At 41.5% G+C, this 21588-nt stretch carries 20 protein-coding genes; 2 read left to right on the top strand and 18 right to left on the bottom strand.

All coding sequences use genetic code 11. From position 1 onward, the window contains the following. Nucleotides 1–3 precede the first annotated feature (3 nt). From FXF36_RS15100 to glgP, 10 genes are all read right to left on the bottom strand, one after another. Complete coding sequence (locus FXF36_RS15100) at nt 4–492, bottom strand: hypothetical protein (RefSeq protein ID WP_151625514.1); 489 nt, start codon at nt 490–492, stop codon at nt 4–6. A 33-nt stretch (nt 493–525) separates the two neighbouring features. Further along, nucleotides 526–1827 (bottom strand): ABC transporter ATP-binding protein, encoded by a 1302-nt coding sequence (locus tag FXF36_RS15105; protein ID WP_151625516.1) that lies wholly within the window; start codon nt 1825–1827, stop codon nt 526–528. Nucleotides 1828–1960: 133 nt separating this feature from the next. Further along, nucleotides 1961–2776, bottom strand: a complete 816-nt coding sequence (locus FXF36_RS15110) for a glycerophosphodiester phosphodiesterase (protein ID WP_151625518.1) — start codon at nt 2774–2776, stop codon at nt 1961–1963. A 120-nt stretch (nt 2777–2896) separates the two neighbouring features. Next, nucleotides 2897–3706, bottom strand: a complete 810-nt coding sequence (locus tag FXF36_RS15115) for an ABC transporter permease (protein WP_151625520.1) — start codon at nt 3704–3706, stop codon at nt 2897–2899. 21 nt (nt 3707–3727) lie between these two features. After that, on the bottom strand, nt 3728–5542 hold the full coding sequence (locus FXF36_RS15120) for a hypothetical protein (RefSeq protein WP_167511417.1): 1815 nt from the start codon (nt 5540–5542) through the stop codon (nt 3728–3730). Nucleotides 5543–5731: 189 nt separating this feature from the next. After that, nucleotides 5732–6298 (bottom strand): thymidine kinase, encoded by a 567-nt coding sequence (locus FXF36_RS15125; protein ID WP_151625524.1) that lies wholly within the window; start codon nt 6296–6298, stop codon nt 5732–5734. Between the two features lie 94 nt (nt 6299–6392). Further along, nucleotides 6393–8000 (bottom strand): GGDEF domain-containing protein, encoded by a 1608-nt coding sequence (locus tag FXF36_RS15130; RefSeq protein ID WP_151625526.1) that lies wholly within the window; start codon nt 7998–8000, stop codon nt 6393–6395. Between the two features lie 81 nt (nt 8001–8081). Next, nucleotides 8082–8942, bottom strand: coding sequence for a VanW family protein (locus FXF36_RS15135; RefSeq protein WP_151625528.1), 861 nt, complete (start codon nt 8940–8942; stop codon nt 8082–8084). 115 nt (nt 8943–9057) lie between these two features. Then, the gene (locus tag FXF36_RS15140) at nt 9058–9534 is read right to left on the bottom strand and encodes a hypothetical protein (protein ID WP_151625530.1); all 477 of its coding nucleotides are present in this window, start codon (nt 9532–9534) and stop codon (nt 9058–9060) included. Nucleotides 9535–9725: 191 nt separating this feature from the next. Then, entirely contained in the window at nt 9726–11975 is a 2250-nt protein-coding gene (glgP, locus tag FXF36_RS15145; RefSeq protein WP_151625532.1) for a glycogen/starch/alpha-glucan phosphorylase, read from the bottom strand. Between the two features lie 177 nt (nt 11976–12152). On the opposite strand from glgP, the gene FXF36_RS15150 reads away from it, so the two are divergent. After that, nucleotides 12153–13025: an AraC family transcriptional regulator gene (locus FXF36_RS15150; protein ID WP_151625534.1), complete on the top strand. Its 873-nt coding sequence runs from the start codon at nt 12153–12155 to the stop codon at nt 13023–13025. Here FXF36_RS15150 and FXF36_RS15155 read toward each other — a convergent pair. From FXF36_RS15155 to FXF36_RS15185, 7 genes are all read right to left on the bottom strand, one after another. Beyond that, nucleotides 12930–14054: an ABC transporter permease gene (locus tag FXF36_RS15155; RefSeq protein WP_167511418.1), complete on the bottom strand. Its 1125-nt coding sequence runs from the start codon at nt 14052–14054 to the stop codon at nt 12930–12932. The genes FXF36_RS15150 and FXF36_RS15155 overlap by 96 nt on opposite strands. An 11-nt stretch (nt 14055–14065) precedes the next feature. After that, complete coding sequence (locus FXF36_RS15160; protein ID WP_151625538.1) at nt 14066–15355, bottom strand: ABC transporter permease; 1290 nt, start codon at nt 15353–15355, stop codon at nt 14066–14068. A gap of 1 nt (nt 15356) precedes the next feature. Beyond that, nucleotides 15357–16022, bottom strand: coding sequence for an ABC transporter ATP-binding protein (locus FXF36_RS15165; protein ID WP_151625540.1), 666 nt, complete (start codon nt 16020–16022; stop codon nt 15357–15359). A gap of 12 nt (nt 16023–16034) precedes the next feature. After that, complete coding sequence (locus tag FXF36_RS15170) at nt 16035–16439, bottom strand: HI0074 family nucleotidyltransferase substrate-binding subunit (protein WP_151625542.1); 405 nt, start codon at nt 16437–16439, stop codon at nt 16035–16037. After that, nucleotides 16420–16710, bottom strand: a complete 291-nt coding sequence (locus tag FXF36_RS15175; RefSeq protein WP_243143533.1) for a nucleotidyltransferase family protein — start codon at nt 16708–16710, stop codon at nt 16420–16422. Before FXF36_RS15175 ends, FXF36_RS15170 begins: the two co-directional genes overlap by 20 nt. 68 nt (nt 16711–16778) lie before the next feature. Then, on the bottom strand, nt 16779–17855 hold the full coding sequence (locus FXF36_RS15180; RefSeq protein WP_151625544.1) for a hypothetical protein: 1077 nt from the start codon (nt 17853–17855) through the stop codon (nt 16779–16781). A gap of 47 nt (nt 17856–17902) precedes the next feature. Next, nucleotides 17903–19360: an MBOAT family O-acyltransferase gene (locus FXF36_RS15185; protein WP_243143534.1), complete on the bottom strand. Its 1458-nt coding sequence runs from the start codon at nt 19358–19360 to the stop codon at nt 17903–17905. A gap of 256 nt (nt 19361–19616) precedes the next feature. On the opposite strand from FXF36_RS15185, the gene FXF36_RS15190 reads away from it, so the two are divergent. Beyond that, nucleotides 19617–20891, top strand: coding sequence for an O-acetylhomoserine aminocarboxypropyltransferase/cysteine synthase family protein (locus tag FXF36_RS15190; protein WP_151625548.1), 1275 nt, complete (start codon nt 19617–19619; stop codon nt 20889–20891). A gap of 68 nt (nt 20892–20959) precedes the next feature. On the opposite strand, the gene FXF36_RS15195 is transcribed toward FXF36_RS15190, so the two are convergent. Then, nucleotides 20960–21577, bottom strand: coding sequence for an acetyltransferase (locus tag FXF36_RS15195; RefSeq protein ID WP_151625550.1), 618 nt, complete (start codon nt 21575–21577; stop codon nt 20960–20962). Between the last annotated feature and the right edge of the window lie 11 nt (nt 21578–21588).

Genomic DNA, 21588 nt, shown 5'->3' on the forward strand with positions numbered 1-21588 from the left:
AAATTATTTAGCAATGAGCAGATAGTCACCTGCCCCTCCCCCTATGTAATCCTCAGAATAAATCTCTCTAGTGAATAAGTAGTCCGGGCTCACCCTGAATGTGGTGATGTCCTCAAAGCCTGCTTCAAGCAAAAGCTTTTTAACAAAGGCTGCCAGTCTATCCTTTTCCGCCAAAGCATAAACCAGCCTGCCGTCTGTTGACAGAAGCTTTTTCAAAGCAGATGGGGTCTCGATCATATGTCCGAGGTTTATAATAATATTAAATGTGCCTTTAACTTCTTCTATTGTTCCCGAACCTGCAACGGTCACCTGAGATGCAGTCTCCTGCAGCCACTCAACAATAGATGTGCAGTCCGGCTCAAGAATCAGCACATTATCGTCCTTGCCAATTCCCACCGGTGAGAGCACATTACTTCTCAGGTGGCTCAAATTTTCAATTGCATCGATGGTTCCTTCGTCAAAGATTCTTCTGTTATATTTTTCCTGAATCATAGGCACCTATCCCTTCAAAATAGTAATTGCACATTACACTTTTTCAACTGAAACCTTTGAATTCATATCATAGAAACCGACAGTGTTCTTTGTGCTGACCACTGTGATATTCATTACATCGTAAAGCCTATGGTAGGCCACAAAATCCACTCCGTCATAGCCAGTGCAGCTGATAGACATGAGGTACTCGCCGCCCTGCATATCCATCTTCTGAGTGAAGGTTGCAACATATTCGTCGCCCTCTTTGCAGAGGCCCACATCACACTTCTCATACATGGTGTTTGTGCCAGTGACATCGATTCCTTTCAGTGTCTTAAATGTGAGAGTGAAAATCGGATTTTCGATATCAGTATTGAAGTGCACCTTTGATTTCACCGTAAAGGTGCTACCCTTCATGATTGCATTAGTATAATTGCCATTATCATCAATTACGGCGAAATCCACAATACTTGCGCGACCATCACCGTATTCATTCACATTTGGATTGAGCTGGTAGTTTGACTTCCATGCCTTTCCATTGTCAGCAGCTCCCGAAGCTGCCTGTCCATTGGAATCCAAAAGGTCATCGAGTCCGGTTACCTTGCTGTTTAGCGCAGGTTCCTGACCAACTAAAATCTTTTTGTAGATATCAATCATATCCTTCGGTGTGCCCTCTGCAACCTTGTCGCCCTTATTAATGAGCACTGCCCTATCGCAATATTTGCTGATAGCACCAAGGTCATGAGAAACAAAAAGAATAGTCTTGCCAGCTGCCTTGAACTCCTCGAACTTCTTGTAGCACTTTGCCTGGAAGAAAACATCTCCAACGGAAAGAGCCTCGTCAACGATAAGGATTTCTGGATCTATATTAATCGCAACAGCAAATGCCAAACGCACGAACATACCTGAAGAATAGGTCTTTACTGGCTGGAAAACGAAATCTCCGATATCTGCGAAGCTGAGAATATCATCAAGCTTCTCGTCGATTTCCTCCTTGGTGTAGCCGAGCATAGTGCCATTCAGGTAAATATTCTCAATGCCTGTATACTCCTGATTAAAGCCTGCTCCAAGCTCCAAAAGAGCTGATATTCTGCCGTCTACATTGACCTCACCTCTAGTTGGTGAAAGGACACCTGTGATAATCTTTAAAATGGTGGACTTTCCGGAACCATTGGTTCCAATCAATCCAACGCACTCGCCCTTTTTCACCTCAAAGGACATATCCTTGAGGGCGAAGTGCTCCTTATAATTCTTCTTTCGAGTGAGGCCAAGAGTGTCAGCAACTCTGGCTTTATTACTATCAAAAAGCTTGTAGACCTTGTCCACATGCTTAACTTCTATAACGTAATCGCTCATATCGTCTCCTAATATACTAATCAATCCCCATTTTAACACATTTTCCACCATCAAAAAAGGGGCACCACTATTGGTGCCCCATAGCTTTAGGCAACCCCATACCTAAAGCGGGTGAATATGTTACACGCGATAATTATTGAAAGACAACATTGTCTGTAATAACCCCATCTACGCCGAGACGCTGAAGCGAAAGCATTTGGCCCTTTGTCTCCGGTGTGTAGCAATATACCTTTGATCCTGCCTCGTGAATAGCCCGCACGGTGCGAGGTGTAAGTGTCTTCATATTTACCCCATAGTACTCTGCAGGGTATTTAGTCGGAAGATTTGACTTTCCGAAGGAAGCCAGCTTCATAATTGGCTGATCCTGATTGATGGCCTTAATTCCCATCAGGTAATCATAGTTGAAGGAAAGAAAAATTACCTTATCCAAAAGTCCAAACTTTTCAAATCTATCGTAAACCTGGGCTACAAACTCTGGGTCCTCCCCTATGTCCTTCAGCTCACAGAAAATACGCATATTGGTAGACTGAAGCAAGCTCAATGTCTGATCTAAAGTAGGAATACGCTCCATGCGGAATTCCCTGCCATACCACATTCCTGCATCATACTGCAAAAGCTCCTCATAGGTGTGATCGGCGATAGTACTTTCATCGCCGCCAATCTTCTGCAAATTCTCGTCATGATAGATAACCAGCTGTCCATCTTTAGTTTTTCGAACATCAAATTCAACTGTCTTTGCGCCGCAAGCATAAGCGCCTGCAAAGGCGCTAAGAGTATTTTCAGGATAGGCTCCAGAGTAACCTCTATGAGCCACTAATTGAACTACAATATCCTCATCAGCATTGGCTGGTAAATAGTTGAAGGCATTTAAGAATACAAAAGAAGTAAGTAAGGCAACCATGCTGACAGCGACGGTTCTCCCGACTTTTGAAAATAACTTACTTTTCATACGCAGGCCCCCTCTTTCTAGCTAGTTTCATTTTATCACAACACATCCAAGATTTTGTAAATTTTCAGATAAAAAAATACCCCAAAATCTCAGGGTATTTTAGTATAGTTTTCCGAGAACCTACAATACATCAGCAAATTGACTCTGTAATTTACGGAATACGTGTGTTCCTAAAATGAAAAGTACGATTGTGAGGGCCCAGAAGTAGATTGTTAAATATGGGCGGTTCCAGAAGGCTGTCTGCGAAATAAAGGAATCTCGGTAGCCACTGGTGATGTAATACATTGGGTTCAGCTGGAGCAGAATCTGAAGCCATGTTGGAATCTTTTCCATCATTGTGTCGAAGTTCCACATGATTGGTGTAGCCCAAATTCCTACCTGAAGGAAAATATTGATGAGCTGAGCCATATCCTTAAAGAAAACACAAAGTGCACTGGTAAGATAAATAAGTCCAATGACAAGTGCCATCATTGCAACAGAATAATATACCACCTGCAAAATGTATGGAGAAATTCCATAACCATAAAGTAGGTAAACAACAAGTGTAAAGAGCACAAAAAATCCATGTACAAAAAGCGACGAAACTGCCTTTACGATTGGAAGTACATTGATTGGGAACACTACCTTTTTAACCAGATAGTTGTACTCATGAAGTACAACTGTTCCAGCAGAAAGGACTTCGCTGAAATAAAACCAAGGCACGATACCTGCTGAAAGCCAAAGCACGAATGGAGCATCAATTCCTGCCTTAGTGCCCTGAGTTCCCTGATTCAATGCTTTATCAAAAACAATCCAGTACACAAGCACCGTGATTACCGGCTGCACGAATGCCCAAATCACACCTAATGTCGAACCTGCAAACTTCTGCTTGAAATCGTTTTTTGCAAGCTTTGCTATTAATTTTTTGTTGGTGATAATGTCTTTAATCATAAAACTCCTAAATCACGTGTTTTACATGTATTTATAAATTGTAACATCGCTGTTTTTAAATACCAGCTCAAATCTCTGGCTCTCAGGCTGGAAATCTGGATGCATCTGCTTTGTGACCACCAGATAATCAATCCCATTTATTTCCATGGCAGCCTGTGCCTCCATGAAATTATCGCTGAAGAACTTCTCATTTGTAGCAAGCATCGCCTCCACCTGCTTCTCAGCAATATCAGAATAATCATAGCCCTCAAGATAGCACTGGCGCTCTGAAAAGGCACTGGCATAGAAGTAAATGCTTCGATGATCAAGCTCCTCAGACAACCTGTCCACTGCAATCTTTGCATCCTCTTCAGTGTTATCCCGCAGCCAAAGATATGCCTCCATCGTATCTGAAGATACGAGGTCCGCTCTGTCATCAGCTGGAGTACCATATACTGCCATTTGCTTGTAGTCTGTGCAACAGAAATTTGCCACATCTGCAATCAGAATCAAAAGCCCCACAAAAAAGCAAAAATGCATAATTTTATATATATTGTTAAGCCTGTTCAGGCTCATATATTTCATAGCACAATAAAAGATAAGACCTGCTGTGGTTATCACAAAATATCCCTGTGAAAGACCAGGAACACTGACAGCACAAAAGCCAATGAGTCCCATCAAAATCATTCCAATTGAAAACCAGTCAAAGATATCTCCGATGACACCTTCCTGGATGAGAGTCTTAAACTTACCAAATGTAAATGGAACAAAAGCGATAATGCATGGTCCTATAATACATATAACAGTAAGAAGCACTGCAAGCACAACCCAAGGAAATGACATATAGTTGAAGCCAAGTTTTTCGATTAACTGACCTACTCTTCCGGCCTCAAGAGTGCCCTGGCAGGTAATTTCCATTGAACGATTGTTGGCACCTGAGGGATTCAGTCCTACGGTAACAAAAATGCATGTAAGGATAAATCCCAAAGTTAAAACTGCATTATATAAAAGCTGTTGTAAGTGAAACTTCTTCATTATGCAAGACTCAATTACAAATACTGACCAGGTAATTCCAACCAGCATTGCTCCTGTGGTACCCTTGAAGCCTGTAGCCGCGCAGCTCAAAAGATAAATCGCGATTAGATTTTTGTGATCAAGTGAGTCGTACCATAATTCAGCAAGTATATCCACCATCAGAATTGTCAATGCAACCGCCAAGCCCATTGCATTAATATTTCCGAAGAAATGATTGTTAGACCATGAAAGTGGGAAGCGTCCGCCTGCAACATTCAATGGTAAAAGTGCAATGCCTGAAACCAAAATTCCTGAGCAAAAGAAGAAATATTTGAAAGGAGTAACTACTCTTCCCCCTCGAATTCTCTCGCCTATTGTAATCAATGCCAATGTAAGTGGAAATGCACTAATCAGTGAATTGCCATTCATATATACGCTGAAGGCATCCATGCCGAAGATGTGCTTACACATGGCAAATATCAATTCAAAATAGTAGTGATAATAAAATGTGAGGCCATCAATTCTGATGTCCGCCCCAGGAAATGAACGACTAAGGGAAACAATATTTCCTGTGTGAAACAGAATGTCGTGATAAACCTGCGTGGTCTGACCACCAAGAGCAAACAGATACTTCACCTGCACATTCAAAGTAGCTGCAATATATATAATTGCAAACAAAATCAAATAGGACCATCTAAATTGCTCCCCAGCATTAAAAACTGAAGGGCGGCCTTTTTTTGAATAGTGGGCCACAGCAACAAGTGTTGCAATCGGTCCTGCCAGCATAGTCAAATACTTGATGCCCGTCAGAGACTCCAGATAATACACCATTGCCATGAGCATAAAGCCCATGAAAAAGCCTGCCAAGAGTCTTGTGGAAAACTTTAATCTTCTCGGCAGTAAAAATGTTACCAGCAACAAGCCTGGAATCTGTATCCACACTATGCAATACAAGAAAAATATTAAAGTTGTTGTAATACTGAATATCATCTATACCTCAGTCCGCTGGTTACTTACCAGCTCATCTAAATCCTAATTATCCTTCAACTGTCCCAACTTGAAGTGTTTACGGCACAACGCCACGTAGGAGTCGTTGGCGCCAAGCATAACCTGAGGGCCAGAGCGCACTACTCCATTTTCGTTGTAGCGACAGTTGCAGGTTGCTTTGCGTCCGCACCAGCACACAGTCTTTACCTCATGAATCACATCTGCAATTGCAATAAGGCGCTTTGAACCTGGGAACAGTTCATTCTGAAAATCAGCCCTGAGTCCGTATGCTACAACTGGAACATCCATAAAATCAACGATATCTGAGAGATAATCCACCTGCTCAGGTGTGGCAAACTGAACCTCATCAACAATAATACAATCGTATTTCTTGATTTCCTCTTCTGCCATCTCTGTCAGTTCTTCGAGGAAGATGCATTCATTTTCCAGACCGATTCTGGAATGAACCACGCGCTCGCCATCGCGGGTATCCACCGCTGGCTTCACTAAAAGTGCATTCTGCCCAACCTCCTCGTAATTGAAATGTGTCATAAGCGCATTCGCAGTCTTGGATGAGCCCATTGCACCGTAGTAAAAATATAGCTTTGCCATTATGAGTATACCCCCGCACATAAATTGACAGAAGACCGATTAAATGTCTTCTGTCTAATTAATTACATATTATAAACTTTTAGTATCTAATGTGTCAAAAAACTTTGCACCATTCTTCCTGTTCAAGCTCTTTTCGAGCATGAATCAGGCGGGCATTTGACTTACCATTGTTCTTAACATAGTAAAGGGCATAGTCAGCAGAATTAAGATAATCCCAAGCTCTATTGCAAGGCTCTGGTATACGATTAACAATACCCTGAGACACAGTGATTACGCCAAGGTCTAACTCATCGCCGATGATATCCATCTTGTTTTGAATTTCACGAACAACCTCAAGAATCTGATCATCTGTCATATCATAATAGTAGATTACGAACTCATCTCCGCCGTAACGGGCGATGAAAATCTTGTCATTTATAAACTCCTTAAGAGCCTTACCAATTGTCTTTAGAAGCTGGTCTCCCTTGGCATGACCATAGTTATCATTAACCTGCTTGAAGTAATCCACATCAAGCATCTCAACGCCAAGACTTTTGCACTCTTTATTAGCCATAATGAACAGCTCATCAATAACATTATTGAGCTTTGTTCTGTTGGCGAGACCTGTCAGCATGTCAGTCTCCGCAGCAGCAGAAAGGAAAAGATTTTTCGTCTTCTGCTGAAGCAATTCGGAGCGAAGTCTAAGGGTTGTCATGAATGACTTCTTCGAGTCGGCAGCCTTGATTCGGCTGTACTCATAGAAGTTATAAGAGGCCTCAAGCATCTTCGCCTCATCACCCATGTCCTGATACATACCAATTTTGTACTCTTCTATATGAAGATGAAGATTTGTCAAATCATCGTAAACAAATACATTATCAATATGTTCGAATACTTTCTCGAGCTCGCGATATTCCTTATCATAAAGCATCAGCTTTGAGAAAGCGTTAATCTCATCAAAATAGCGTACCAAATCTGCGCAGTCATAGAACGCCTTGATGCAGGCACGCTTACACTCCTCGGAACGTTCATTATTTTCAACAGCGTTGTAATAGTACCAACGGGCTATGCAAATTTCAAAGGACTCATTGAACTCTGGATAGAGCTTCACAAGGCGCTCCATATCGTCAAGAGTGCCCTTGGCCTCCCTGATTTTATCAAGCATAACAAAGAGAGTGGTAATAAGCGCATACTCGCCAACCAGGAATGTATTCTTCAGCTGGGAATTATCAATAAGACCGCAGCACTCAACCGCGCGGTAATGATACTCCAAGCCCTCTGCCATTGCGCCCATCTGCTCACAAAGTGCCGCAAAATTCGAGCATGCAAGAGCCTCCTGATAATACAGACGATGCTCTCGGGCAATATTAATGCTACTAAGGAAGCACTCCTCACTGGTAATGGAATGTCCTTCGCTTCTATAAATGATGCCCATTTCGTTATAGCTCTGACAAATGAGCATATATTCGTCTGTCTTCGCCAAGCCTTCTATTCCCGCAGACAAATAGTAAAGGGCTTGAGAAAAATCGTTATTTTGACAGCATGCGTCTCCCAATGTGCAGCTGGCAAAATCCTTCAAGTCTTCGTTGCCGCGCTCCTGGGCCATATCGAACAAATCACAGGCAAGATCTAAATGCTTAGCATTGTCGACTTTTCGAGCTCTATTAATTTGTCGAATGTACTCCGCGACGTCCGGAGACTTCTTACTTAATAACTCTTCCACAATATTATCCTCGCATATAAAAAACAAAAATACTTGCCCATTATAGCATCAGATACGTTATAAATCTAGCCCTAACGCGATTTAATTCTCAAGATATAACGCTGCGGTTAAAATTCCATTATTTGCTGTTTCATATATAACAATATTTGAATCGTAATGATTTACGAATTTCAAATCCAACGCATTGCCTGAAATAGTGGCATCCCAGCCAGCTGGAAGATAGTTTACAGGAAGAGAATGTGGATGTCTCTCGCTTGCTGCAATACCTGCAGTCTTCATTGCTGCGTATATTGTCGAAGAAACCTGGCAGACACCACCACCGATTCCCATAGCGTGCTCCTTATTAATGAAAACAGGAGCTGTTACAAATCCATTTTCAGTGTTACGTGGACCAATTGATCTGCTGGCTGAAAATGTTTTCCCAGATTCAACAACAGTGCCGTTCACATGGTCAGCTGCAATCTTGATATTAGTTGCGCGAGCCTGCTCGGCATTATACTCGGTAGAATAAATTCCAAGTAAAGTATAATTAGAAGGAATGACGATTTCAGAGCCTGCCACAGGAGTTGCATCTCTGCCCTCAGCCTTTCCTGCATTTACATAATGAAATACGTAGCCCAAAAGATTATCACCGTACAATGCCTGAAGATCAGGATTTTTGTTCATATAATCAGTGGCATTGAAGGCTGCACTGGCGTTGCGTCCTTCGTAAATGCCAAAATATACATAGTGATTTAAAAGTCCAAGCTGGCTGCCATTTACTGATGCTGCAACATCCGGATAAAGAGCCGCATAATATGCACCATCAAAAACCTTTGAGCAGGCGGTAAGTTCATCATTTGAAGCCGCCTGGGCTGTCAGCTTTGGCATCACAGAAAAAGCCAATAGTACCAACGCAAAGGACAGAAATAGCTTGCTAATTTTCTTCATCATTTTTTCCATAAACCCCTCCAGCGCAATTTATCGCGCAATATTCTAAATTTTAAGAATATTCTATCACTTTAGAGGGTAATAAAAAAGAGCACCAACGCTGGTGCTCTTAAAAATTCTGTGAACTCTATTTATTTTTCTCTGCTTCGAGCTCTTTACGCTTGTTAAGTGCCCATGCTCTGAGACCCTTTTTCTTCTTAGTCTCTGTCTGAGCATTGCCACCGCGAAGTCCCTTAACCTTTGTGATGTAAAGGCCCGAAACTGTAGCCTTAACTTCCTTCTTTACAGGAACCTCATCGAAGATCTCTGCATCGCAGATGAGAGTCATCATCTGTGGGCCAACCTTTGCCTTAACAACTGGCACCTTAGAATTTCTAGCGTACCAAGGTGTTGCTGAAATAACTGCCTCTGGGAGACCAGACTCCTTCATCTTTAAGCGCTTCTTGTCGATGATAAGCATTGAAACCTGCTGTGCGACTGCATCCATCTGAGCCTTCTGCTCTGCCTGGCGTGCCTCTGCCTTCTTACCCATGAAGTAAAGAGCAACCAATGCTGCAATCATAACTACCAAGATCACAAGCAAAACGATCAATCCTGTGCTCATTAAATATCCTCCAATTTCTAGGCTCCCCGGGAGCCACAACTAGGAATATATTATCATGCCGCCACTCTAAAATCAATAAAAAGCTGGTTACGGCCTCAAGCCTTGGTATTACTCTGCTCGACTACATGTCTCACTGAGTAACACCAAGAGCTTGATACCTACCAGCTTAGCTTTAGGTTATGTATGGCGGCTTATAAATGCCAAATATCTTCATTGTACTGAGCAATTGTACGATCTGACGAGAAGAAGCCTGCGTTTGCGATATTCTTTATCATCTTTCGGCCCCACTCTGTGCGGTTCTCGAAATCCTTGTAAGCCTTTTCCTTAGTCTGGCAGTAATCCTTGAAATCTGGGAATGTCATAAACCAGTCCTTGTTAAGGAGCTCGTTGTAGAGACGCTCAAGATTCTCCTTCTGACCAACTTCCATAAGCTTGTCTGAAACGATGAAATCAACACACTTCTTAAGATTTGCATCCTTCTCGTAGTAGTCGCGTGAGCAGTAGCTTGCATCAGCATAACGCTTAATAACTGTGTCTGAATCCTCGCCGAAGATGTAGATGTTATCGTCACCTACAAAATCGTGCATCTCAACGTTAGCACCATCCATTGTACCGATGGCAACAGCGCCGTTAAGCATAAACTTCATGTTTGATGTACCAGATGCCTCCTTGGAAGCAAGTGAAATCTGCTCGTGGATATCACATGCTGGGATGAGCTTCTCTGCAAGTGTTACGTTGTAGTTTTCAACCATAACAACCTTAAGGTATGGGCTTACCTCTGGATCCTTTGCAATGATTTCAGAGAGGCAAAGGATAAGATGAATAATATCCTTAGCAATTACGTATGCTGGAGCTGCCTTTGCACCGAAGATGACAGTGATTGGACGAGCTGGCTTCTTGCCTTCCTTAATCTCAAAATACTTGTTGATTACATAGAGAGCATTCATCTGCTGTCTCTTGTACTCGTGAAGTCTCTTAATCTGGATATCGTAAACAGAGTTATCATCAATTTCGATTCCCTGTGTCTTAGCAAGGTAGTTCTTGAGAACCGTCTTTCGAGTGTTCTTTACATCAAGGAAACGCTGTACAACAGCATCATCATTCATAAACTGCTCCAGCTTCTTAAGCTCTGTAGCATCCTTCTTGAAGCCTGGTCCGATAAGCTCTTCAATAAGCTTTGAAAGCTCTGGGTTGCAATATAATAACCAACGACGGAATGTGATACCATTTGTCTTGTTGTTGAACTTCTCAGGATAGAGCTCGTAGAACTTGTGAAGCTCTGTCTCCTTAAGAATATCTGTGTGAAGGGCAGCAACACCGTTGATAGAAATACCATAGTGGATGTCCATGTGTGCCATGTGTACAAGACCATCCTTGATGATGTCTACATCTGGGTCGTTTACCTTCTTTGCGATGCGGTTGTGAAGCTCGCGAATTATAGGCATGAGCTGTGGAACAGCCTTCATCATGAAGTGGATTGGCCACTTCTCGAGAGCTTCAGCGAGGATTGTGTGGTTTGTGTAGGCAGTACATTTAGAAACCACATCAATTGCCTCGTCCATAGTAAGCCCGCGAATCTGAAGGAGTCGAATAAGCTCTGGAATAACCATTGATGGATGTGTATCGTTTATCTGAATAACTGCGTAATCAGCAAGGTCGTAAAGGTTAGAACCCTTCTCTACAGCCTCATCTAAGATAAGCTGAGCTGCGTTGCTTACCATGAAGTACTGCTGATATACACGGAGTAATCTACCGTTATCATCTGAATCATCTGGATAAAGAAAAAGTGTAAGGTTCTTTGTAAACTCGCCCTTATCAAAATTAATTCCATCTTTAATAATACTCTCATCTACTGTTTCTACATCGAAAAGATGAAGCTTTGTTGTTACTGAATCATAACCTGTAACATCTATATCATACATTCTTGACTGAACGTTGAAGCCACCGAAATCTACCTGGTATGTCTTGTCTGTCTTTGTCATCCAGCTGTGCTCAGACATCCAAGGGTTTGGTACCTCGTTCTGAAGATTGTTATTAAATACCTGCTTGAAAAGACCCATGTGGTATGCAAGACCTACACCATCACCATTAAGTCCAAGTGTTGCGATTGAATCAAGGAAGCAAGCTGCAAGTCTTCCAAGACCACCGTTACCAAGTGAAGGTTCAACCTCAATCTCCTCAATTTCTGCAAGTGACTTTCCACAAGCCTCAAGCTCCTTCTGAACCTCGTCATAAAGACCAAGATTAATAAGGTTATTTGAAAGAAGCTTTCCAATTAAGAATTCTGCACTGATGTAGTAGAGCTTCTTCTTGCCACCCTTGATTTCCTTATCCTGTGCCTTGTCCTTTACATACTCCAAAAGACCGATGTAAATCTCTTCATTTGTGCACTGGTCCATGTGTCTGCCAAATCTTACCTTGATATACTCGTTAGCTGTCATTTTTATCCTCCTAATAGTCCGCCTGAGATATCCTCCAGTACTCCGTGCTCCCGCAGGGTATCTCAGGCTCATTTAATTGTTTAAAAACTTACTAAGCATCATATGATAGTATGAGTATACTGCTAAGATATACGATTTTACTTGCGAAATTCTATTATAAAGTGATACTATTCTGCTATGATTAACATAAACGAATATCAAGCCATCCACGAAAAGACTAGTCACTTTGACTATAATATTGCCTACAACACTTACCCTTGCACGATTCCGCTGGACTTTGAAAGTGTGCCTTTACACTGGCACGAGGATGTGGAATTCATTTATATAAAGAAGGGAGAGGGACTGATAGTTGTCAACAACAAGGAGTATGCTGTGACAGCTGGAGACATTGCGCTCATTATCCCTGGAAATGTTCATGGAATCTTTCAGAAGGATGATTCCACAATGGAATATGAAAATATCCTATTTGATGGGAAAATCTTCTCTTCCTCGATGGATGATTTTTATGATACTTTTCTACTTCCGTTTTTTGAGAATGCGGTAAGGGTGCCAAAGATTTTTAAACAGGGCGTTCCTGGGTATGAGAGTTTACGCAAGTACTTAGATAGTAACGATAATATTTCAAGTCATCGTGAAGGTGCATGGGGACTTGCCATAAAGGGAAACCTTTATCTGATGCTTTTTGATCTGGTCACTTTATATGAAGAAAAAAGGGATGCCTCAAGCATCCGCAGAATTGACAAGCTAAAGCCCGTCATCAAATATGTAGAGCTACACTACAGCGAGCCAATGACTGTGGCAGACATGGCAGACCGCGCCGGATTTTCAGAATCACATTTCATGCGATTCTTTAAGGAGACCTTCGGAGTAAGCTTTATTACTTATCTAAATGACTACAGGCTTTCAATGGCGGCGCGCCTGCTACTTTCCACCGAGGAAAATATCTTAGAGATTTCACAGCAGGTGGGCTTTGAAAACCTGTCTCATTTTAACAGGCAGTTTAAAAAGAAGTACAGCAAGACCCCCAAGGAGTACCGTATAAACAAATAATGTCTTCAAATAATATATATCATGGATGCTGCTCAGGTAATGAAATGCCGGGCAGCATTTTTGTATTTGGCGAAGCTCTTTAAAGTCAATAAACACTGGAGATAAAAGCGAGTTTAGAATTATTAAAGCTGGGATTAATATTCCTATATGCTTTTTATCTGGCACAACTAACCTCAATATTATGGATAAAATGATAGTGGCTAAGATATACAAGAAAAGTGCGGGAAGCTCACGGGATACTGTTGTGAAACTTTCGCTATAAGCCAGGCTAATTAACACAACAACGGATGGAGCTATAAAGGCCACTAGATAGTATCCCAATTCTCTGATAAAAATAGCCCTGATATGCCACCAAATAAAAAGTCCATTTTCCTGATCCTCAAGATAATACATGGATGTGGCAATTCCACAAAGCATAAGCCAAAGAGCTAATATTCCGCGAAGAGGCATCAGTATAATGGATGTATCTTCCACTTCAGAAGCATCCACATAACCTGCATTAAATAAGCTTTCTGATAGAGCAAAGCTGTCAAAGGCTTCCATTAATTCTGCCTGTTGCTGTTCTGTCATGTTTCCACCATAGACTCTGGCATTCATATAGTTTATCAACAACTGCTTAGCAACCGATGGGTATATCTTGCTACACAGAATCTCCCTGCCTAGAAGATGAGATAATCCATTTTCACGAACAACTATCTCCACACTTTCAAGGGGGATTTCATTTTTCGCTACAGTTTCTACAATACCATCCAAATTCTTTGGCACAATCCATGCCTCATCGACGGTGTTATTTTCCACTGCCTCAATCAGAGATTCTTTTGATTCATAAAATTCATAATGAATTGGGCTAGTTTCTTCAGGAATGCTCGCCCTGAAAATGATTGAGCTGGCATCGTCTCCCATTATGCAAATACCAACAGTCATGATACCACCATTATCTTCACCTATAAATCTGAGAAGAAAGACCATAAGAGGCACCAGCAGTAGCATTAATATATAACTTTTCTTTTTAAATAATCGTTTTAGCAAAAGAAGATATCTCATTTTCGAATTTTTAGTCCTCTAACGATAATTGCCCCTAAAACACACACAGTAGTATATGCAGCTATAAGTAAATAGCATTGCAGCAGGCTAATATAGGCTCCAACCATCATCCGACTTGAAGTAATTGATGAAAAAGATTCGCGCTGAAGCCCTTCCATATATCTAAAAGCAACACCTGTTGGAAGAACACCCCCTATCCTCTGAAGTGCATCTGGGAAAAAAGACTTCGGATAAAAGTATCCGGAAATGTATGCCATGCCTGTGTAAAGAAAAAAAGCTGCCAAGCACTTGTTAATCACTCCTGAGATAGCTTCAAATATCAAAAATCCTAATGCAGAGAAGAGAATTATCGTCGGAATTATGTTAATCTCTGATTTAATAAATAAAGAATCTCCAATCATTTCAGCACTTTCACTAGAAATGGCACCTATATTTGAAAGTCTTCTTACACAGAATAAGATTACTTCTACACAAAATAAATTCATTAAAAAATAGGCTAGGAATTCCGCAAGAATCTGCCTAACCGCTCCAAGTCCTTTTGCGCTAACAAACTTATGGGTTGCTTTTTTATCATCCAGAAAAAGGCTCACTCCACAAAATGACATCAAAAGTAAGAAAAATAAACTCAAGGAAATGCTGTAATATTGCTCTGTAGACAAACCGTCAGATAGACCTAAATCCTTAATCTCTGCCATGTCTGTTCTGGCCAGCATTGCCCCAATATAAAGGGCTAGAAGCTCATTTGTATTGCCATTTATCACCTCTGCAGGATATCCTGCATCTTCCATTTGCTTCCTCAGCGAAAGTAATCCTTTTTCCGAATTGACTACAAGATTAGATGCGATGTCTGCAATTTCATCCATCATCACATTAGTTATTCCTCTTTGGCCTGAAGTTGCAAAATATTCTAAACTCATATCATTGGATAACGCATTCAACGAATTTATAAAATCGTCGTTTACCAAAACATAGGCTGAAATAGCTCCCTCGCGCAATGCCGCCTTCGCCTTAGACTCATCATTCAACCGCACTATTTCCAGCATAAAACGAGAATCGTCATTGTTTTCAAGAAGCTCTATGCCCATAGTAAGCATATCATCTGAAGTATCTCCAACTACACCAAGCTTGTATCGCTGATGTTCCGCAAGTATCGATTCATTATTAATCAAAGCATAGGCTATAGTCCCGCAAAGGACTGCAAAAATAGCCAGCATCACGATAGTTCCAGGAAGGATTTTTAGAATTCTTTTCAGTTGTACCAGGAAATAATCTTTGAAGCTAATCATGCTACAGCCTTCCTATCAAATGTGGTAAATCACCATCAAACTCGTATGGAGAAAGTACACCATTTTTCAAAATAAAGCAGCGGTCACACAGCTCAATTTCCTGTAGTTCATGGGTCGCCACAATAATAGATCCACCTTCACTTCTGAACTGCTCAAAATAGTCATAGATTTTATTTCTGCATACCAAATCCAAGGCTGCTGTAGGCTCATCCAGTAGCATGAGTTTTGGACTGCCCTTCATGGCACAGGCTATAGTAAGGCGCTTTTTCATTCCACCAGACATCTTTCTCACTGGCACCTTCAGGAATTCATCCACACCAAGGAGCTTAAGCACTCCATTTTTCAGTTCCTTTTCAAGTGTCGCCTTGTCGTACCACATCCTAAGATTATCCCAGGCATTCAACTCTTCTATCAGCGGATTCTCCTGTGGTACAAAGGCTATTTGCTGGTTTTTCAACTTTGAATCACCAATCAAATCTTTGCCACCCATACAAAAAAAGCCGCCATTTGGCCGCTGTAATCCCGCAAGAATAGAAAGCAGTGTGCTCTTGCCACTGCCGTTCGCTCCTAATATTCCAATTATCTCACCAGGTTCCACAGTAAAGCTTACGCCCTGCAGCACCTGATGCTTTCCATAACTTTTCTCAATCCCTTTAATTTCAAACATTTTTAATCTCTACTATTCCTTATAGTACTGTGCAATATCCATAACCATAGCTTCAATTAAAGTGAAATAATCACCAACAATATCATCAAAATATCTTAATGCAACCTGTCCATCATAATCATGAGCCAAAGTGTTTCTAACTCTGAGCATATCCATCCATCTGTCATCACTAATCAGTCCAACTGAAAAAGCTGATTTCAATGCTTCTCTTGGTGACCCCGCTGCAAAATCAGTCATTCCAAATTCATGGGTCACTAATTCCTTTAACACCTTCCAAGATAAATCAAAAGTAAGATTATAATTCTGAACTGTTGCTGGTAAAACAAACTGATCATCAATATCTGCACCTCTTGATTGTCTCAAGTTTTCAAGGCTCCTGCAAAGGCTCTGATATCTATTAAAATATTTGCTTTCCATACTTATCCATATCCTCCCTTAGCAAGTCACTGCAAACTTCATCATAATTAAAAATGTCAATTTTTCTGAGTGTAGGTATGTTGTTAACCTCTTCCTCGAAATTATCAATATCACTACATCCTCTAACAATAAAATCTATATCACTTCTTTCAGATGCTGTTCCTAACGCAAATGAACCAAAAAGATCTAATCTTTCCACATTATATTTATGCGCAATAGCGACTACTCGGTTAATTATTTCATCAATTGGCATTGTATAATGGTTTACCATAATCTAGCCCTCCATAACAGGATTATAACATTATAGCCATATTACTAAAATATTATTGTTTCTATAGTCTATCTATTCGTGAGAATCCCCTGATAATCAAAATATCTATAATAATTGCTCTCAACAGATAAATAATCCTTGTAATTATCCTGTGTCAATTGGTCAGTCCCACTGAACAACCACGCTAAAATTTGGGAGTTCATCCAGTCGCCATGGTGGCACTCGTCACTGTAGTTGTCCAAGTTTGAGGTGATGTCGAACTCGTTGTTGAAGGAATATAGATGTATATTATCGCACTCTAGCATGAGCTCAATGGCATACTGCTCCACGGCAAGCCACCTGTCAACAGTGCCAAGCTCCATCTGGGAGCCCCACCAAGCCACGGAATATGGAGTCAAATAGTAATAGAACTGCACCTCAGGGTGTGCCTTAGCCAATTCCGTTACGTTCTGAGTGATATTGGCTTCTACCATTTCCTTTACTTCATCAACGAATGGCTGAATGGTCTCTGGCTGCTTATATTCCGTTCTATCACCAAGTACCACTGCAGCGCCAAACTGGGCATCCTCCATCCAATTAGCGTACTCATCAAAAGATGTGACGCCTCCTGCAACCCCAGCCCTGGCGTTATCAAGCATTGGCAGACAAATATCAAAGAGAATCTGCTTATTGAAAATATACTTCACGTCATTGAATGGGTTATTATCGTACAAATACTCAGGATATGACCCAAGGTCGTTACGAACTCGATCTTTATCATCCATGAGATAAGCATAATCTAAAGGACGAATTACCACCTTCAGGTCTGGATTGTATTCAATGGCCTTAGCAATGTTGTCATTCTGTTCCTTGTAGGTTCCGCCAGCAAATGGGACCTTGATAAAAGTGCCGCCCCACAGCTCCTCTGCTTCGCTAGTCTTAAAATTCTCAGCCATAGAGGTTCCGATAATCATCCCATCGTAATTGAAGTGGCGGATGATGCCATCATTTTGGCTGCGTTCGTTATTTAAATCGTAATATAAGTTTTCATTTGGCTTGTGATAATGGAAGTATGGATCAATATATATTATGACGGTGGCCACCATACTAAGAATTACCACCACTACTATCAACAAGCCAATCAACCAGTTTCTTGATTTTACCATCTAAAAGCTCCAAGTCCGCCTGTTACGCCTACAGGCTCTACGTATTTTTAAAAATTAAAATATAAGAATGTGCTTATGCCGGACAACGACGCAATTGCCCAGGCGAGCAGTACGCCCGACCAAAGCATGTTCGCGACAGTCGGTTTAAACGCCTTCATCTTCTCGAAGGAGTTCTTGCAACCAAGCACAATATAAAGGGCCAAATAATAGAATACAGCCACATAAATAAATGGCAAAGAATGTGTCAGTGCTGTGCCATCCCAGAAGTAATTCAGGCCCGGGATTTTGAATGCCTCCAAGATATGAACATCGATTGGTGTGAAATCCACATAAAGAATCTGCTTTATCAGCTCCACTGCGTCATGAATTGTATTGGCGCGGAAGAACACTACCGACAGAGTGAAAAAGCCCTGTGTAATCATCCAGCCCAATGCAGGATGTAGTTCCTTGAAGAACTTCTTAAACATTCTAGTGATTATGCAAAAGATTCCATTCAACACCGACCAAAGAACAAAGGTCCATGCCGCTCCATGCCAAAAGCCGCTAAGAAGGAATACAATAAACAAGTTCACATAGGTACGCACATTTCCCTTACGGCTTCCGCCAAGCGGAATGTACACGTATCTGGTAAAGAATCGGCTGAGAGTCATGTGCCAGCGATTCCAAAAATCAGTGATAGTAAGTGCCTTGTATGGCGAAATAAAGTTCTGTGGCAAATCGATATTCAACATCTTTCCAAGGCCTGTTGCCATATCGCAGTAGCCACTGAAATCAAAATAAAGCTGGAAACAGTATCCAACCGCAATGAGAATGGCATTGGTCGCTTGTAATTCAGAAACATTTTCATAACCCCAGTTTACTGCCACACCAAAAACATCTGCAAGCAGCACCTTTTTGCCCATTCCGATGGCAAACATGTAGAAGCCACGCGCCATGTTGTCCCAATTCACCGACTTCTTCGACTTATCTTTAAGCTGTGGAATCAGCTCATCGTGAGTGACGATTGGGCCGGCAATAAGCTGTGGGAAGAATGTAACATAGCAGGCGTATGTGAGAAAATCATATTCTGGAACCTCTCCGCGATAAGTGTCCACGATAAACGAAATCTGCTGGAATGTGAAAAAGCTGATGCCGAGAGGCAGCACAATGTGCATAAGCGGCCAGTCGGTCTTTGCAATGGCATTAACATTTTCGATGAAGAAATCCATGTACTTGAAATAAAAGATAATTCCAAGGTTTACCGCAACTCCCAACATCATTATTGGCTTGCATTTATTCAGCCTGCCAATACAGGAACTGGCTACATTTGCCAGCTCATAATTCTCTGTTACAGCGGCAAGCATTGTCTCCTTCTGCATCCGCTTCATCAAATAATAGAAGGTATAGTTCACACACACGCTTGCTATTATAATCAGCAGATAGCTTGGATTGAAATAGCCATAAAACCACAGGGACATTCCCAATAAAAAGGCATGTCCCAGCTGATATTTTCCATTTCGATTCAACAGGAAATATCCCAGTATGCATATAGGCAAAAATAGGAATATAAAAATATATGAATTAAATAGCATAAATACTAAATCCCTTCAAAATCTGTAGTTTCTTTGGTGGATTTTCATCTTTCCATGCAAGAAATCATATCAATTTATCTTTGCATTCTTTAATGGAAAATGCAACTTTTTTCCAAAAATATGCAGTATTGTAGAAATCAACTCTTTAATGTGATAAAGTGAATGCAGCAAATTCTTAGGAGGTATTCAAATGAACTCTACAATCGGAACAAAATGTGTACAAGCAGGCTATACTCCTGGAAATGGTGAGCCTCGCCAGATTCCTATCGTACAGTCTACAACTTTTAAATATGATACAAGCGAAGACATGGGAAAGCTTTTCGACCTTGAGGCCAGCGGATATTTCTATACACGTCTTCAGAATCCAACAAATGATTATGTTGCTGCAAAGATTGCCGAGCTTGAAGGTGGAACTGCTGCAATGCTCACATCATCAGGACAGGCTGCAAACTTCTTTGCGCTTTTCAATATTTGCGAATGCGGTAGCCACATCGTTGCGTCATCATCAATCTACGGTGGTACTTTCAACCTCATTGCCGTGACTATGAAGAAGATGGGAATCGATGTCACTTTCGTTTCTCCAAAGGCTTCAGAGGAAGAGCTTAACGCAGCATTTCAGGATAATACAAGAGCCGTATTTGGTGAGACAATTGCCAACCCAGCTCTTACTGTTTTGGATATCGAAAAATTTGCCAAAGCAGCTCATGAGCATGGTGTACCACTTATCGTGGATAACACATTCCCTACACCTGTTAACTGCCGTCCAATCGAGTGGGGCGCTGATATTGTCACTCACTCTACCACAAAATATATGGATGGCCACGGCGCTGCTGTTGGTGGATGTATCGTTGATTCCGGCAAATTTGACTGGATGGCTCACGCAGATAAATTCCCTGGACTTTGCACTCCAGACGATAGCTATCACGGCATCACTTACGCCGAAAAGTTCGGGAAGGAAGGCGCTTTCATCACTAAGTGTACCGCTCAGCTTATGCGTGATTTTGGCTGCATTCAGTCACCTCAGCATGCTTTCATTCTCAACCTTGGTCTCGAATCGCTTCATGTTCGTATGCCTCGTCATGTTGAAAATGGTCTTGCTGTTGCCAAGTTCCTTTCTGAACAACCTGAGGTAAAGAAGGTTACCTATCCAGGTCTTGAAGGTGATGAATATTACGAAATCGCTCAGAAGTATCTTCCAAATGGAGGCTGTGGAGTTGTTTCCTTCGAGCTTGAAGGCGGCAGAAAGGCTGCTGAAAGCTTCATGAAGAAGCTTAAACTTATTGCTATCGAAACACATGTTGCTGATGCAAGAAGCTGCTGCCTTAACCCAGCTACATCAACACATCGTCAGATGACAGACGCGCAGCTTGAAGAGGCTGGCATCCCAGCTGGACTTATCAGAGTTTCCTGCGGTCTTGAGGACAGTGCTGATCTTATTACTGATATTGCGCAGGCATTAAAATAATATTTCTTCTAGTGTTAAAAGCCCCACCGATTTCAATGCTCGGTGGGGTTTGTTTTATCATAAATAATCTATAAAGTTTTTATTGCTGGTACACCAACATATTTTCCAGGCTCAGTGATATCTTTCACCACAACAGCACCAGCACCGATGAACACATCGTTACATACATTGATATCGTTGCTCACAACAGCGCCAATTCCAAGCCAGCTGTTATCGCCCATTGTAACAGTACCTGCAGTGTGAGCCCCAACGGAAATGTGGGCAAAATCTCCAATCACATTGTCATGATCCACTGATGCGCAGGTATTGATAATGCAGCCCTTGCCAATTACAGTGTTTGGATTAATGACCGCTCCGGCCATAATCACTGTACCCTCGCCTATTTTCACATCATAAGCGATGGTTGCTGCCGGATGAATAAGGCTGACGATATCAGCTCCTCGCTCCTCCAACATTTCCTGAACCTTACGGCGGATTGCGGCCTCTCCGATCCCGACCACAAAATCGTAGTGATGGTCAATATAATAATCCAAATCAGTATCCTCGTCTGCCACTGGATACTCCGCTAGCATATCTATCTGTGGATTCTTGTCGATAAAAACAATCTCGTCATATCCATTTAAAAGGGCAATATCTGCCACAACTTTACAGTGCCCACTGGCACCCATTATTGCTATACTTTTCATTTTTCCACCTT

The organism is Pseudobutyrivibrio xylanivorans (assembly GCF_008935055.1).
GTDB lineage: Bacteria > Bacillota > Clostridia > Lachnospirales > Lachnospiraceae > Pseudobutyrivibrio > Pseudobutyrivibrio xylanivorans_A.